14 protein-coding genes are annotated in these 15,435 nt (G+C 45.5%); 4 read left to right on the forward strand and 10 right to left on the reverse strand.

Annotation, left to right across the window (positions count from 1 at the left end; translation table 11 throughout):
• The first annotated feature begins 136 nt into the window (after positions 1–136).
• Both AC6H1S_RS12495 and AC6H1S_RS12500 read left to right on the forward strand, forming a co-directional pair.
• Positions 137–457: an ArsR/SmtB family transcription factor gene (locus AC6H1S_RS12495; protein WP_497563818.1), complete on the forward strand. Its 321-nt coding sequence runs from the start codon at positions 137–139 to the stop codon at positions 455–457.
• Positions 454–948 (forward strand): SRPBCC family protein, encoded by a 495-nt coding sequence (locus AC6H1S_RS12500; protein ID WP_497563819.1) that lies wholly within the window; start codon positions 454–456, stop codon positions 946–948. Before AC6H1S_RS12495 ends, AC6H1S_RS12500 begins: the two co-directional genes overlap by 4 nt.
• A gap of 53 nt (positions 949–1,001) precedes the next feature.
• Here AC6H1S_RS12500 and AC6H1S_RS12505 read toward each other — a convergent pair whose 3' ends face one another.
• The 3 genes from AC6H1S_RS12505 to holA all read right to left on the reverse strand — a co-directional run bounded on the left by AC6H1S_RS12505 (position 1,002) and on the right by holA (position 5,313).
• Entirely contained in the window at positions 1,002–3,578 is a 2,577-nt protein-coding gene (locus AC6H1S_RS12505; RefSeq protein WP_497563820.1) for a zinc-dependent metalloprotease, read from the reverse strand.
• 189 nt (positions 3,579–3,767) lie between these two features.
• Positions 3,768–4,127 carry a VOC family protein gene (locus tag AC6H1S_RS12510; protein WP_497563821.1) on the reverse strand — a complete coding sequence of 120 codons (360 nt, stop codon included), beginning with the start codon at positions 4,125–4,127 and terminating at the stop codon, positions 3,768–3,770.
• A gap of 160 nt (positions 4,128–4,287) precedes the next feature.
• The gene (gene holA / locus AC6H1S_RS12515; protein ID WP_497563822.1) at positions 4,288–5,313 is read right to left on the reverse strand and encodes a DNA polymerase III subunit delta; all 1,026 of its coding nucleotides are present in this window, start codon (positions 5,311–5,313) and stop codon (positions 4,288–4,290) included.
• A gap of 196 nt (positions 5,314–5,509) precedes the next feature.
• Between holA and AC6H1S_RS12520 the strand changes: the two genes are divergently transcribed.
• Entirely contained in the window at positions 5,510–5,971 is a 462-nt protein-coding gene (locus tag AC6H1S_RS12520; protein WP_497563823.1) for a type I restriction enzyme HsdR N-terminal domain-containing protein, read from the forward strand.
• Between the two features lie 9 nt (positions 5,972–5,980).
• On the opposite strand, the gene AC6H1S_RS12525 is transcribed toward AC6H1S_RS12520, so the two are convergent.
• The 6 genes from AC6H1S_RS12525 to AC6H1S_RS12550 form a co-directional block, all read right to left on the reverse strand.
• A complete protein-coding gene (locus tag AC6H1S_RS12525; protein ID WP_497563824.1) occupies positions 5,981–7,168 on the reverse strand; it encodes a Gfo/Idh/MocA family protein in 1,188 nt (395 codons plus the stop codon).
• Positions 7,168–8,532: a 3-keto-disaccharide hydrolase gene (locus tag AC6H1S_RS12530; protein ID WP_199136565.1), complete on the reverse strand. Its 1,365-nt coding sequence runs from the start codon at positions 8,530–8,532 to the stop codon at positions 7,168–7,170. Before AC6H1S_RS12530 ends, AC6H1S_RS12525 begins: the two co-directional genes overlap by 1 nt.
• Before the next feature lie 35 nt (positions 8,533–8,567).
• Positions 8,568–9,923 (reverse strand): Gfo/Idh/MocA family protein, encoded by a 1,356-nt coding sequence (locus AC6H1S_RS12535; RefSeq protein ID WP_497563825.1) that lies wholly within the window; start codon positions 9,921–9,923, stop codon positions 8,568–8,570.
• 338 nt (positions 9,924–10,261) lie between these two features.
• A complete protein-coding gene (locus tag AC6H1S_RS12540; RefSeq protein WP_497563826.1) occupies positions 10,262–10,801 on the reverse strand; it encodes a hypothetical protein in 540 nt (179 codons plus the stop codon).
• A 3-nt stretch (positions 10,802–10,804) separates the two neighbouring features.
• Positions 10,805–11,533 (reverse strand): hypothetical protein, encoded by a 729-nt coding sequence (locus AC6H1S_RS12545; RefSeq protein WP_497563827.1) that lies wholly within the window; start codon positions 11,531–11,533, stop codon positions 10,805–10,807.
• A gap of 1 nt (position 11,534) precedes the next feature.
• Complete coding sequence (locus tag AC6H1S_RS12550; protein ID WP_497563828.1) at positions 11,535–14,210, reverse strand: valine--tRNA ligase; 2,676 nt, start codon at positions 14,208–14,210, stop codon at positions 11,535–11,537.
• A 214-nt stretch (positions 14,211–14,424) separates the two neighbouring features.
• On the opposite strand from AC6H1S_RS12550, the gene AC6H1S_RS12555 reads away from it, so the two are divergent.
• Positions 14,425–14,793 carry a VOC family protein gene (locus AC6H1S_RS12555; protein ID WP_497563829.1) on the forward strand — a complete coding sequence of 123 codons (369 nt, stop codon included), beginning with the start codon at positions 14,425–14,427 and terminating at the stop codon, positions 14,791–14,793.
• Here AC6H1S_RS12555 and AC6H1S_RS12560 read toward each other — a convergent pair.
• On the reverse strand, positions 14,780–15,409 hold the full coding sequence (locus tag AC6H1S_RS12560) for a Uma2 family endonuclease (protein ID WP_497563830.1): 630 nt from the start codon (positions 15,407–15,409) through the stop codon (positions 14,780–14,782). The genes AC6H1S_RS12555 and AC6H1S_RS12560 overlap by 14 nt on opposite strands.
• Between the last annotated feature and the right edge of the window lie 26 nt (positions 15,410–15,435).

Consider the following 15,435-nt stretch of genomic DNA (forward strand, 5'->3'; position numbering starts at 1 on the left):
TCCTCCTTTCAAACTTTCGTTCTAAGTTCTCTATGTGTCTATGTGGTCAATCTAACACAAAATTTTTCAAAAACATTTGCGCAACCGATCGGTTTCGCTTATGTTTGCAACTGAAAGGTTGCAAATTATTGTTTTTATGAGAAGAGACGTATTCCAGGCCATTGCCGACCCTACCCGCCGCGCCATTATCGGATTGCTCGCCCTACAAGCCATGACACCCAATGCCATTGCTCAAAATTTCGATAGTACCCGGCAGGCCATATCCAAGCACATCAAAATTCTAAACGAATGCCAGCTCATAGAGCAAAAACAAATTGGACGGGAAATCTATTACCATTTTAATCCGCAGCAAATGAAAGAAGTTGACCTTTGGATGGAACAGTTCCGTAAACTTTGGGAAACGCGCTTCGAACAACTGGACAACTTATTAGAAAACCTAAAACCTAAAAAATCATGACAAAGAGAGAAGCTATCTTTTCGAAAGAACCACAAAACAAGAAAATAACCGTAACGAGGTCGTTCGGTGCCGACCTCTCTACCGTATGGAGAGCCTGGACAGACAGTGAAATCCTGGACCAATGGTGGGCGCCTAAACCTTTTAAGGCTGAAACCAAAACCATGGATTGCAAGAGCGGTGGCCACTGGCTCTATTGCATGGTGGGCCCCGAAGGCGAGCGCCATTGGTGCAACGTAGATTACCATATCGTAAACCCAGAAAGCCACATCAACAGTTCGGCAGGCTTTTGCGACGAAAACGGTACACCTAACCTTGAATTTCCAATCATGCACTGGGACAAGAACTTCAAGGCCGAAGGCAACGAAACCCAGGTTTACATCGAAATCACCTTCGACAAGGAGGAAGACATGAACACCATTATCGGTATGGGCTTTAAAGAAGGCTTTACCGCAGGAATGGAAAATCTGGACGACTATTTGATGTCGAAATAAAACAGAAAAGCCCCGAAGATTTCGGGGCTTTTCTGTTTTTCTAATAAAAGTGCTTAGTCTTTTTTGCTGTCTAAAGCCGCCTCGATGCGGTCTGACAAATCCTGCAAATGGTATTTGCTTAAGGTATCGCCTTGCGAGCCTGCCGCCGATTTGATGGTTTTATCCAAATCGCGTAACTGGCCTTTAACCACCGATACCACATCGCTTTGCGACGCCGACAAACCCGTAGGAATGTTACCGCCCCTGCCGGTTAAAACGGCATTAACCGCTGTTGGTGCTGGCGCAGCTGGTTTCACAATGGCAATCAGCTTGTCTACATAAGCTTTTTGCAGGTTACGACGGTATACATCGATCGTTGCATTCGATTTCAGCTCGGTGAAGATCGAATTGTTCAAATCGCCAAACAAATCGGTAATTTTGTAAGCCGTGGCGCCATCTGTAGCTTCGGCTGCTACCAATTTGCTCAAGGTATTGTTGCTCAACAAGCGACTCAAGGTAGAACCCTGCAATCTCGAAACCACTTCTAACGGATTTTGATCGATGTTATCTAAAATCGATTGGTTTAACATCCACTTTGGCGTTACAAACAATTGCCTGTTCAAAAAATCCATGGCTTCTTTTTGCGTGGCCGCAGGTACGCGCTCGTAAATCGAACCCGCTTGCTCAACGGTTTTCGGGTTTTCGTAAATACCGCCCACGTTTTTAGCCACGTGCCCCATGTAGCGGCCAAACTGCGTAGTTAATTGGCCATACATATTCGCCAAATTCTCGTAACCTTCGTTAGGTTCTTTGGTCCAGGCAGGCAATTGAGGCAGGATCACTTTCAGGTTTTTGATGCCATAATCGCTGGCTTTCATGGCATTATCGCCCAAATCTTCATTTTGCGAATGCGGATCGTCTGGGTTAGACTCGGTGCCAAACCATAGGCGTCTGTTTTTGGCCGATTCAATCACCATTTTATTCAAGGCGGCAGTTTCATCGCCGGCACCTTTGCCATCCAGGTATTTATAACCCCACTCAATGGCCCATTTATCGTAATCGCCAATACGTGGATAAAGACCCTTAGAAGTAATGTTGTCTTCTGGCTGTGCTACGTAGTTGAAACGCGCATAATCCATAATCGATGGCGTGTGGCCATTTTCTTCTACCCATTTTTTGTTGCGCAGGTTTTCTACCGGCACGGTTGAGCTTGAACCATAGTTATGCAACAAACCCAAGGTATGGCCTACTTCGTGCGAAGAAACGAAACGGATCAAATCGCCCATCAATTCGTCACTGAAAGTAACTTTGCGAGCTCTTGGATCAACCGCAGCCGTTTGGATCATATACCAATCGTGCACCAGCTTCATCACGTTGTGGTACCAGTTGATATGGCTCTCCATGATTTCGCCGCTGCGAGGATCGGAAATGCTCGGTCCGCTGGCATTGGCAATTTCTGAAGGCTTGTACACAATAGCCGAATGACGTGCATCGTCTATGCTCCAGGTCGAATCCTGCGCTTTGGTTGGTGCCATTTTGCCTACGATGGCATTTTTGAAACCGGCTTTCTCAAAGGCTTTTTGCCAATCATTTATACCGGCAATCAGGTAAGGAACCCATTTTTTTGGCGTAGCCGGATCGATGTAATACACAATCTGTTTAGCCGGCTCCACCAACTCGCCACGTTTGTATTTGGCCAAATCCTGAGGTTTTGGTTCCAATCTCCAACGTTTGATGAGCTCGATTTCCTTCACCCCTTGCGGGTTGAGGTCGAAATCGGTATAACCAACCGTAAAATAGCCTACACGTGGATCGGCATAGCGGGCTTTCATAGGCACTTTAGGCAAAATCACCATCGAAGTATTGAGCTCTATGGTTGCCGAACCGGTTGAACCACCTGCACCGCCTCCGCCTGCTGGCGCACCACCGCCAAAACCGCCAGTGGTTGCTGCTGATAAGCTGTAGGTTTTAACTGTGCTGATCTCTACGTTCATCGGAAAACTGCGGATGTTTTGAATATAGCTGCGATCGGCCAATTGGCTACCCAACCTGAAACGGGTTTTGGATATTGGCGAACTGAAATAAAAAATATCGTTGTCGCTGTTGATGTAATCGGTTACATCGATAACGCTGCCGTTTTTGTCGGGCGAATACGCTGCTACGTTAAAAGAAGCCGCAATAGGCTGGATGCTTGAATTTTTCAGGTTCTGGTACATCGACGTCGTGCTATCGGGACTATACGTTTTGAAGCTGATTTTTCGCATAAAAATGCGGTTGTTGGGTCCTTTGTCGAAACGGATTACCGTACTGCCGATGACATCGCCGGCATACCCTTGCGCTGCACGGACTTCGGTACCCGATTTTGAGATGCGGCTTACCACCAAAATGTCTCTGCCTAAAGTGGTATCGGCAATTTCAAAATAGTATTTGTCTTCAATTTTATGGGTAGTAATCATTCCCTTTCGGGTAAGTGCCTTATCGGTAATCACCTGGTTATAAGGTTTAGGCTGTGCCCTCACACCCGAGCCCAGGGCCGCACCCGGAGCCCTGCGGGTACTATCTGTTGCACCACCGCCTTGTGGCCTTACTTGTGCCTGGGTTGCCGCAATGGCGCCCACTGCCAGTAAAATGGTTAGTAAATTTCTTTTCATGTAATAATAAGTTAATTGACAAGTAAATATAAACGACCAAAGAGCCAATTATATCGCCATATCAATAACTTTGTAGTTACAATGCCTAGAAATATTTAGGCGAAAATCACCAGTTGGTATTTGGTGCTGAGGGTGGTTAATGAAGGATTGGCCGGCTTGTTAACCTACAAAACACGACAGCCTACAGACTTAAGCCTGAAACTCCGGATTTTCTATCAGGCCTATTACGTTGTCAAAAGGATCGTAAATACTGCCTACCCAAATTGGGCCGCCCACGTTTTTAGGGGCTTCGTGTACCTTAACACCCAAAATCTCCATCTTTTCGAAGGCTGCTTTGATATCGTCAACGCCCCAATAGGTTATTGATTGGTTGCCATTTTGGTAGCTTGAGGGATCAGGATCGAGGCCGAGTTCGAAACCGCCGACGTTATAGCCTACGTAGAAAGGCTCGTCAAAATAAGGCATGATGCCAAAAACCTGTTGGTACCAGTCTTTGGCCTTGGCTAGATCAGTAACATGATAAACAATGGTGCGAAGTCCTTTGAGCATGGGGAATGATTGAATGAATGATTGAGTGAATGAATGAGTGAATGATTGAAACAATTACCGGTTCTTAGTTGACAGTTAGCAGTTTTGAATTGGCAGTTCTAAGTTAACGATTAAACATTTGTCAACAACTAACCACCCAACAAACTAACATACCAACCAACTAATGGATTATCTTAAACAACATTTCCTTTAACAGCTCACCATCGGTCGTATTTCCGGTGCTGTCTAAACCCTTGCTTTTTAGATCGTAGCTGCGAAGTATGCTGATGATGTCGAAGGTTTTGCCAATGCTGAACGTCCGGGCGGCGGTTTCGTAATCTTTCACAAAATACGGATTTACACCCAGTTCCTTAGCGGCATCGTTTTTATTGGGCAGGTAGTGGTACTTGAGAATTTTGGTAAAATAAGCGCTCAAATTGGCCATCACCATCACCATAGGGTTGGCTTTGGGATTGTCGGCAAAATAATTCACAATCTGATTGCATTTGAGCACATTGCGCGCGGCTAATGCCTTTTGCAGCTCGAATACGTTGTACTCCTTGCTGATACCAATATTACGCTGGATATCGTCTGTTTGTATCGTGGCATCTTTGCTGATGTTCAAACAGAGCTTCTCTACTTCGTTGGCAATTTTAGACAAATCGGTGCCCAGGTATTCGGCCATCAGCGCGGCCGCCTGAGGAGCAATTTTATAGCCTTTTTCCTTGATATGGTCTTCGATCCAGGGCATTAGCTTGTAATCGCGCACCGGGTCAGACTGAAAAACCACGCCGTTGTTGGCAATGGCCTTGTATATCTTTTTGCGCTTGTCGAAATTGGCGTACTTGTAGGCAAGCACCAAAATAGTGCTCGGCAAGGGCTTCTCAAAATAGTTGAGCGCTACTTCGGCCTCTTTGCTGCTGACTTCGGTTTCTTTGGCCCATTTCAGGTCTTGGGCTTCCTTCACAATAATGAGCTGGTATTCGGACATCATCGGATAGCGTTTGGCCGCATTCAGAATAGTGGCCATGTCGGTGTCTTTGCCATAGAGCACCGTTTGGTTAAAACCTTTTTCGCCATCGCTCAGCACATGCTTCTCCATGTAATCAACCACCTGGTCAATATAATAAGGTTCTTCGCCCTGCAATAAGTATAGTGGCTTGAATTTTCTTGCCTTTAAGTCTTTTAGGATATCAACCGCGCTCATTGCCGTAAAATTACGATTTAAATTAGATTTGAGGTAGTATATTTGTCGGTGAGATGTGAGATATGAGATGTGAGATATGAGATTTAAGTATTGAGATGCTAAACGCGGGAATTGAAAACCGTTAGCCTAAAACCGCCTATAGCAAACTGCCAACCGAGAACCGGAACCGGGAACTGAAAACCGAAAACTGCTTTACATGTCCTTTAACCCTACGCCCCTTAATTTGCCCCCTCATCCCTTTAAGATTACGCAAAAAGAGGATACCTATTTCATTTTCGACGAAATCCGCAAAAAGCATCTGGTCTTAACGCCCGAAGAATGGGTAAGGCAGCATTTTATCCGTTTTTTGGTGAAGGAAAAAGGCTTCCCTACCGCATTGCTGCAGATTGAAGGAGGCCTCAGCCTTAATCAAACACGTAAAAGAAGCGATATTCTGGTCTACAATACGGCCGGCGATAAATTGATGGTTATCGAATGCAAAGCGCCTTCGGTGGCGATTACACAAGCTACTTTTGACCAAGCTGCGCGCTATAACTCGGTTTACAAAGCGCCTTGGCTGGTGGTAACCAATGGCCTGCAGCATTACCATGCCCAAATAGACCATAGCAACGGCCGTTTTTTGTTTGTGGCCGAGCTTCCCCACTATCAGGCGCTTTAATTTAGCTTCCTAATCGTATTCCTTTTTCCAAAACTGGCTTTGCCCCGAATAAATGGCTTCGTTGCACATGGCCACACAAATAGAAGCCTTGGTGCCTGTATCGATGTTCGAAACGGGCATACTCCCTGCTGTTATCGATTCGTAAAAAGCTTTCAAGGCATAATTAGTACCGTCTATGGTAGGCTTATCTAAAATCGGGATGCCCCCGTCGGCATGGGGTGCTATTTTGGTGGCACTAGTTACGCCATCAACAATACCCAGTTCTTTGGCCAAAGCCTTTTCGGGATAAAATACCCCCGTATTGGTGAGCAGGGAAACCGTGCCTTTAGTGCCTTTGATCTTGAACAGGTAACCATCGTGCGCATTGCCACAGGTGGCTCCAAAATTGCCGATCATGCCCGCCTCCTTGTACCTTAAAACGGCCTGCACATTGTCGTAGGTTTCGCGGCCATCCTTAAAGACGTCGATCCCGCCGGTCCCCAAAATTTCGTTGGGTTGCGTTTCGAATGCCCAATTGATAAAATCGATTTGGTGCGACAACAGTTCGGCAGGCAGGCCACCAGAGTATTCCTTGTACATGCGCCAGTTGATCTGCCGTTCTAAACCCGGATCGGGTACCGCCCTGCGCCAGTTGCCGTTTCTGTCCCACCGGCAGTCTATCTGCGAAACCTTGCCGATATAGCCACTCTGGATCATTTCCTTTACCTTAAAATACAAAGGCGAATAGCGGTATTGGTAACCCACCTGAAATACCTGTTTAGGATATTGCTTCACCAGTTTCCTCAACTCGAGCGCCTGACTGGCATTGTAGGTCATGGTTTTCTCTACATAAACGTGCTTGCCTGCCAGCACGGCATCTTTGGCAATTTTAAAATGCTGGTTTAAGGGTACCGCAATAAATACGGCCTTGATATTTTTATTGTCGAGAATTTTCTGGTAGTCTTTTACTGCTTCGGCCGATGCCGGCACATAAGGCTTGGTTTCGGCCAATCTAAAATCGAGCACATCGCAATAAGCAGCTACTTTAAACAGCTCAGGCATAGATCTGACAACGGAAAGCACCCCTTTGCCCCGATCGCCACAGCCAATCATGGCCATAGAAATGGGTTCGGCATACAGGTTGGCCATCAAACGGTCTGACAGCAACAAACCAGACACCATCAGGGCCGATTTTTGGATAAAAGTACGACGTCGCATTACAAAGTCTTGATTTTGATGCTTCTAAAACTCACCCGGTTTCCATGATCCTGTAACAAAAGGTGCCCTTTAGGCGCCTCGCCAAAATCTTTCCAAACCTTATATTTGCTCAAAGCAACCAGCTTCCTGAATTCTTCAGACCCCCTGGTATATTCCAATACTTTTACGCCGTTGAGGTAATGTTCTACTTTGTTGTTCGGATAAACCACTACCCTGCCGCTGTTCCAGGCACCAATAGGATGCAGGAAACGGGCTTCCTTTTTAGCGGTCATCAAATCGTACAGCGAAGCCAATGTCCTGTTGCCATCCCTGCCCAATTTGGCATCGGGATGCCTCTCGTCATCCAGTACCTGATACTCGAGACCGATGGCCGATCCGGTATTTTTTTCAGACAGGGTGACGAAGTATTTTACGCCACTGTTGGCGCCTTCAGACAGCTTGAAATCGAAAGAAAGATCGAAGGCCGAAAACTCTTCCTTGGTCACGATATCGCCACCATTGGTTGATTCTGCCCCATCCGACGGCAATACCGTCAGCTCGCCATTGGCAATGCTCCAGCCCTTTGCCGGGAATGCGGTTTTATAGGCTCCAACCCAGCCCGCATTGGTTTTTCCATCAAACAGCAACTTATAACCATTGGCTTTTTCGTAGGCAGAAAGGTTATTAGGCATAAAATTAACGGTATAAATTCCCTTTGGAAAAGCCTGTGGCTTGAGGTTTTCGGTTTGGATGCGGATGTTTTTAAAATAAACCTTTTTGCCATCCAATTTGAGGTTATTGCCAATGCCATGCACCTGCAGGCCAATAAAACCAGTTTGATCAACGGTATCGATAACATAGGCAACCGGAATGCCGTTTACCCAAGTTTTGGTTTCGTTACCGATACATTCGATTTTATAATGGTTAAATTCTTCTACCTTGTAAGCCGATTTGGCTTTCGGATTAAGTTCTAGCGGATAAAGCCACTGCCTTCGGGCCTCGTCGTAGATACCGCCAGTCCACGATCTGGCCGATGGATCTATTTCAACCTGCCTTCCGTACACCATGCCTTTGCCTTGGTTGCCGGCAGGATTAAAATGGCTACGCGTTTGGATACCCGAATTGGTCTCGGTGCCTTCCAGTTTTACATCCAGCTCTAAAATAAAATTGCCGTATTCTTTTTCGGTCACCAAAAAAGAGTTGGGCGAACCTTTGGCCATGGTACCTACAATCATGCCGTTCTCTATGGCATAAGGTGCAGAACCCACAATGGGCTTCCAGCCATTTAGGGTTTTGCCATCAAACAAAGAGGTAGTTTTTTGCGCTTGTACAGCCGTGGTCAGGCCAAGCAGGGAAAGTGCTAAGGTAATCGTGTTCAGCTTCATTATATTGGGGTTATAAATGATAGGTAGATATGGGTTTAATATTTGAAAGTCTTGCCGTTGGCCATTACTTCCTGTTTTTGCTCATCGAAAGTGGCTTTTGCACCGGTATGTACCGCCGCATTGGTCATGATATTGGCTATAGAATGATAGTAACCTGCCTCAACCGGAGCATTTGGCGTTTTTCGGCTGCGTACGCATTCCATCCAGTTGCGCATGTGGCCCGAAGTTAGGGGATCGCCACCCATGCTGGCACCGGTAGCCGTCTTGATCTCGGCTTTGGAAAGGTCGAAATTGCCCAACAAATTGGCTTTCATGCCCATAGCGGCCGCTTCTTTCTCGCCCAAGCCTCCTTTCGGCGAAACTTTATTGGTGATGAGGTTGAGCTCTCCGCCGTTCGAATAATACACTTCGCCTACATCGCCTACGCTGTTCTGCATCCTCGAGGTAAAGGTAACCTGAAAGCCATCGCTGGTATCGGGTTTGCCATAATCGAATACCGCCACCATGGTATCCCAATTTTTGCGGCCATCCTTCCAAGTGTAGATACCACCATTGGCCACTACGCTGCGCGGATGATGCAACTGCGTAAACCAGTGCACCGTATCAATTTGGTGCGACATCCACTGCCCGGGCATGCCCGAAGAGTAAGGCCAGAACAAACGGTATTCCAAATATTTGCGAGGGTCCCAGGTATCGGCCGGACGGTTGAGCAGAAAACGCTTCCAATCGATATCTTCCTGTTTGAGTTTGGCTACCAAGGCAGGTCTGCGCCAACGCCCGGGTTGGTTTACGTTCCACACCAAATCCACCGCTGTAATGGGCCCAAACTTACCCTGTTGGATATATTCAGCTGCATTTTTATAATTCTCGCCACTGCGGCGTTGCGAACCGATCTGTACAATTTTATTGCTGGATTTCACGGCCTTTAAGGCGGCTTTGGCATCATCCATGGTTTCGGCAAAGGGTTTTTCTACATAGGCATCGCAACCAGCTTTTACCGCTTCTATGGTATGCAAAGCGTGCTGAAAATCGGCCGTACTGATAATAACCGCATCCAGATCTTTCATGGCGTATAGTTCGTCGTTGTTGCGACAGCTTTTGATATCGCTACCCGTTTTTTCCTTGAGAAAGGCGGTACCCTGATCCCTGCGGTAGGCCCACAGATCGGAAAGGCCAACCAGGTCAAAATTCAGTTCCTTGTAGTGATTTTGAAAACAGGGAAAAAGCGTTTCCCTAAATCGATCCGAAAAACCGACTGCACCTACACGAACCCGGTCGTTGGCACCTATAATGCGGTTATAGCTTTTTGCGCTTGTACTGAGCGTACCGGCATAAGTAGCGGCTGCAAGCAATACGGATTGCTTGATAAATGTTCTTCTAGTGTTATCCATCTCAGAACGGTTATTGAATGAGTGAAAAGTTGATGTTAGGCAGTTTAAACGTTTTAACCTAACCAATAATAAGGTTTTTCAATCAGAATTAATAGCCTGAGCAATAATATTTTAATTACAATAGAAACAAAAGCCTAAAGCCCCCTAAGCTATAGGGTAAAAGTCATTGATGAACGAAATTAATAGGCCTGGGCCTCCAAAACCAATCTGTTCATCTTTACCGCCGTAATAGAAAAGATGTTATAGCCTAAATGACAAAAGCCACAGATTGACAGATTTTAATACCCTGAAGTCATCAAGGTCGATCTGCCAATCTGTGGCTAAAGCTTATTGTAAAACTACATCGGTTTTACCGCCGTAATAGAAAAGGTGTATTTGCCTATGTCATAACCTTTAAAATCGGCCACCTTCACAAACTTCACATCAGCTCTTTTGCCTTGCTTATACAAGTTGCCGGTAAGCGTATAGTTTTTGTCGAGTGTTACGGTTTTCACAATATCATCGGGCATAATACCGTTTATTTGAAGCTGGATGTAATTTAACAGCGAACCTTTGGGCCTTGCATTATCGTTATAGCCCGCAAAAGTGGCCCGCTTAAAAGTTTGTCCGCTTACCAACGTATCGGTTAGGCTTTTGAGCTTTAAAGGCATGTCTTTCAGAAAGTCAGGCTCGTTGCTCAGGTTTATGGCCCAATGCTTAAACTTATCGGTAGTGGCATCCTGGGTTGCCTGGTCTTTGGTCCAATCGGGGTTTTCGGCAATAAACTCGTTTACTTTCTGCTCGATAAAGATGGTTGAACTACTTGTATTTTCTGTTGCTTTTTTATTGGAACAGGCCACCAAAAGGGCTACCGAAAGCATGACCGCTAATTTCTTCATCTTTTATCTTTTTGAGTTGACAATTATCTTTACCAATGTAGGATCGTAAATCTTAAAAGCTGTGTGGTCTGATTGAACCAGGTTTGGCGTCAGTACCGCATCTACCTCTTTAGGGTGCGACTTCATCGGAGGCAAGGCAAAAACTCCCCTCACGCAAGGTATCTGCGCCATCAGGTTGCCCCCGTCAAAACTCATTAAGGTACCTGCATTTTTACCCGCAAAGCCAATGAGCATTACCGGTTTGCCATTCAGCTTATTAAACAGTGATAGCGGACTGCCTAATTTAATGCCATTCTGCAACACATAAGTAGCGCCGGGTTTATCAATAATGATATTCTGAATGGTTTGATAGGGAGGTTTATTCTCTTGCCAATTGATGGTAAGCTCTCCTGCCGTACCTTTCCAAACTTTGGTCGCAAAAGTCTGCTGAAACACACCATTAACAATTACAGAATCAAGTCCTACATTCGCTTTGCCAGCCTTGCGTTCAATAGATTCGTAGGTATCGTCAAAAGTAATCTTCCCTACCCCATCGCAACTTACCAAAATGGTATTTGGATTTGGTTTTAAACCCGTATCGCTCCCAGCAACCGGTGGAGGCGACATTTCAACTTCCTGCGTAATGTTGGTATCCAGAACCATCGTATCAGCTGTTTCCGGTTGTTTCTGGTTGCTTTGGCAGGCCATAAAGCACAAGGCCAAGCCGGCAAGGCCCAATTTTATTTTTTTCATACTAAGCCTCCAAAGCCGCTAGGCTTTCGGTAATGATTGCAATTTTAGATTCAGCATCGGCTTTTTTATTGCGTTCGTTGGCAATGATTTCGGGTTTTGCATTTTGTACAAAACGCTCGTTGCCCAACTTGGCATCAACCGATTTCAGGAAGCCCTGCAGGTATTCCAATTCTTTGCTTAAGCGCTCTTTTTCTGCCTCGGCATCAACGTTGCCCCCTAAACTGATGAAGAATTCGTCGTTGCCCACCATAAAGCTGGCCGCACCCGCAACCTTGTCGTTAACCAACTCGATCTGCTCAATATTGGCCAATTTGAAAACAATGTTTTCCCATTGTTTATAATCGAGTCCAGAATTTACCTTGATTGCCAAAGGCAAAGCCTCTTTTGGCGAAATCTGGCGTTTATTCCTTACGTTTCTGATTTCCGAAACCAATCCTTTAACCAATTCGGCCTCTTTAAGCAAAGCCTCGTTTGCCTGCCCAATTACCGGATATTCAGCCACAATGCAGCAATCCATTTCGGCACGCTCGCCAAACAGCTCGTCGTGGTACAGCTCTTCGGTTAAAAATGGCATAAAAGGATGCAATAACCTTAAAATCTGCTCGAAATACTGGATGGTGATTTTCTTGGTCTCGGCATCAACCGGATGTTGGTACTGGGGCTTGATCATTTCCAGGTACCAGGCGCAGAAATCGTCCCATACCAATTTATAGGTCGCCATTAAGGCTTCGGATAAGCGGTATTGTTTAAAGTTAGATTCAATTTCGGCCAAGGCTTCGCTAAAACGGCTTTCGAACCAGGCGATGGCCTTTTGGTTTGGATTGGCCAAAGTTTCGTCAACCTCCCATCCTTTTACCAAGCGGAAGGCATTCCAGATTTTGTTGGCAAAGTTACGGCCTTGCTCGCAATAAGCTTCGTCGAACATCAAATCGTTGCCAGCCGGCGAAGACATCAGCATGCCTACCCTTACGCCATCGGCACCGTATTTTTCGATCAGTCCAATCGGATCAGGCGAGTTGCCTAGCGATTTAGACATTTTTCTGCCCAATTTATCTCGAACAATACCAGTTAAATAAACATTGGTAAATGGTTTTTTGCCTGTAAATTCGCGTCCAGCCATAATCATACGGGCCACCCAGAAGAACAAAATCTCCGGAGCAGTTACCAAATCGTTGGTTGGATAATAATAGTTGAAATCTTTGTTCTGGGGATCTTTAAAGCCACCAAAAACGGTAATCGGCCACAACCACGACGAAAACCAGGTGTCAACCACGTCTTCGTCCTGCCTGATAAATTCTTCGGCCTGTTTTCTAAAGCCTGCCTTCGATTCTTCAGACCACTCGCGACGCTCTGGCACACGGTTGATCAGTTCTTCGATGGCTTCTGCCTTTGTTTTGGCTACAACCGGCTCCTCGTGCTGAAAATACCAGGCTGGAATGCGTTGTCCCCACCACAATTGGCGACTAATACACCAATCTTTCACGTTTTCCATCCAGTGGCGATAGGTATTGATGAACTTTTCCGGAATCAGCTTTACTTCGCCGTTCAACACATCCTCCAAGGCCGGTTTGGCCAACTGGTCCATTTTACTGAACCATTGCAGCGACAGTTTAGGCTCAATAACCGCATCGGTACGCTCGGAAAAACCTACCTGCGATTTATAATCTTCTACCTTTTCCAAGTGCCCGCTTTCTTCGAGCATTTTGGCAATCTTTTTACGAGCCACGAAACGGTCTTCACCAATCAGGATTTCGGCCTTATCGTTCAAAGTACCATCGTCGTTCAGGATATCGATAACCGGAAGCTTGTGTTTTACCCCCAGTTCATAATCGTTCAAATCGTGTGCAGGCGTAACTTTTAAGCAACCTGTTCCAAATTCCATGGTTACATATTCGTCTTGTATAATCGGAATTTCGCGATTGATCAAAGGCACAAAAACCTTTTTGCCATGCAAATGCGTATAGCGCTCGTCGTTAGGATTGATACAAATTGCACTATCGGCCATGATGGTCTCTGGCCTGGTGGTCGCAATGGTCAGAAAGGCCGAAGGCTCGCCTTCGTTTTTCACCTCATATTTGATGTAGTACAACTTTTGGTTTACTTCTTTGCGGATCACTTCTTCGTCAGAAACGGCAGTTTTGCCTGTAGGATCCCAGTTTACCATGCGCACGCCACGGTAGATATTGCCTTTTTTGTACAAATGGATAAAGCTATCGATTACCGCATCAGACAGGTCATCTTCCATGGTGAAACGGGTTCTGTCCCAATCGCAACTGGCACCCAGTTTTTTGAGCTGGTCTAGAATAATACCACCGTATTTTTCTTTCCATTCCCAGGCGTACTTCAAAAACTCTTCACGGCTCAGGTCTTTTTTGCTGATGCCTCTTTCTTTGAGCATGGCTACCACCTTTGCTTCGGTTGCAATAGAAGCATGGTCGGTTCCAGGTACCCAGCAAGCATTTTTGCCCTGCATACGCGCCTTACGGATCAGCACATCCTGAATGGTGTTGTTGAGCATATGGCCCATGTGCAATACGCCGGTTACATTTGGCGGCGGAATGACGATGGTATAAGGTTCACGTTCATCGGGTATTGAATGAAAAAACTTTTTGTCTAGCCAATAGCTGTACCATTTGTCTTCTGCGGCCGTAGGGTCGTATTTTGTGGAAATGCTCATGTATATTTGTGTCGATTAAACTACAAAAATACGATTTTGGCAGGAATTTTTAAAGCAGAAAGCGTGCACAATTGGCATTTTCCGGTCGGCAGTTTTTAATGGCGAACCTAATTGACAGATCGTATAAGGTTTTCGCAAAGAACACCGGCTAGCAGAGCCTAAACTTTACAACCTTGAACATAATTTCGTAGCTTAGTTCAACCAAAAGCTCAACATGCAACTCGATCGACTAACCCCTTGCCTCTATACTAACCAGTTTGATGCAACTATTGAATTTTACACCCAGCTGCTCGGCTTTACCTGCCTAACCGACCAGCCTACTTTTTGGGCCTGCCTGCAAAAAGACGAAGTACAAATCTTTGTAAGCCTGCCTAACGAACATATCGGTTTTGAAAAAGCCGTTTTTACGGGTTCTTTTTATTTCAACACCCCTAACGTTGATGAAATTTGGGAAAAGCTTAAAGAACAGGCTAATGTTTGTTATCCGCTAGAAGATTTTGATTATGGCATGCGCGAATTTGCCATTTACGACAACAACGGCTACCTCTTGCAATTCGGACAGGATTTGCCTACAAATCAGTAAATACTTCGTCGAGGCTGAGGCCAAAGCCCGGCAAAACGCTCGAGGCCACAACCTCGCCTAGCGTGTAGATTTTTGAAGGCTGGTAATGACCATTGATTAAGCTGTAAATTAAAACGGTTTGATCGCTTTGGCTTACCACCCAATATTCTTTTACGCCAAACTCTTGATAGATTTGGTATTTGTACAACAATTCCTTTTTGTTATTGCCCGGCGAAAGGATTTCGATAACGAGATCTGGCGCGCCGAGGCAACCTTTATCATCGAGCTTGGATTTATCACAAACGACGCAAATATCGGGTTGTAAAACGGTATAAATAGCTTCGTTGGCTGTACTTTCTTTGGGAAAACGCACATCGAAAGGAGCTGTATAAGCTTTGCAAGGCTGATTTTTTAAAAAATTGGCGATTGGAAGAAACAGGTTTCTCGAAATTTCCTGATGCAAACGTGATGGCGCAGGGCTCATCTTGAAGACCTTGCCTTTAATCAATTCTACGCGATCATCAAAAAGCCAGTTGAGGTAATGGGCATAGCTATAGGTTAGCGACAGGTCAATATCATTGAACTGCCACACCTTTTCGTAATCGTCAGGGATTTTATATTTAACATGCTCCTTCACAAATCAAATTTACTAAAATTAATAGC

It is taken from the genome of Pedobacter sp. TM02, assembly GCF_059705275.1.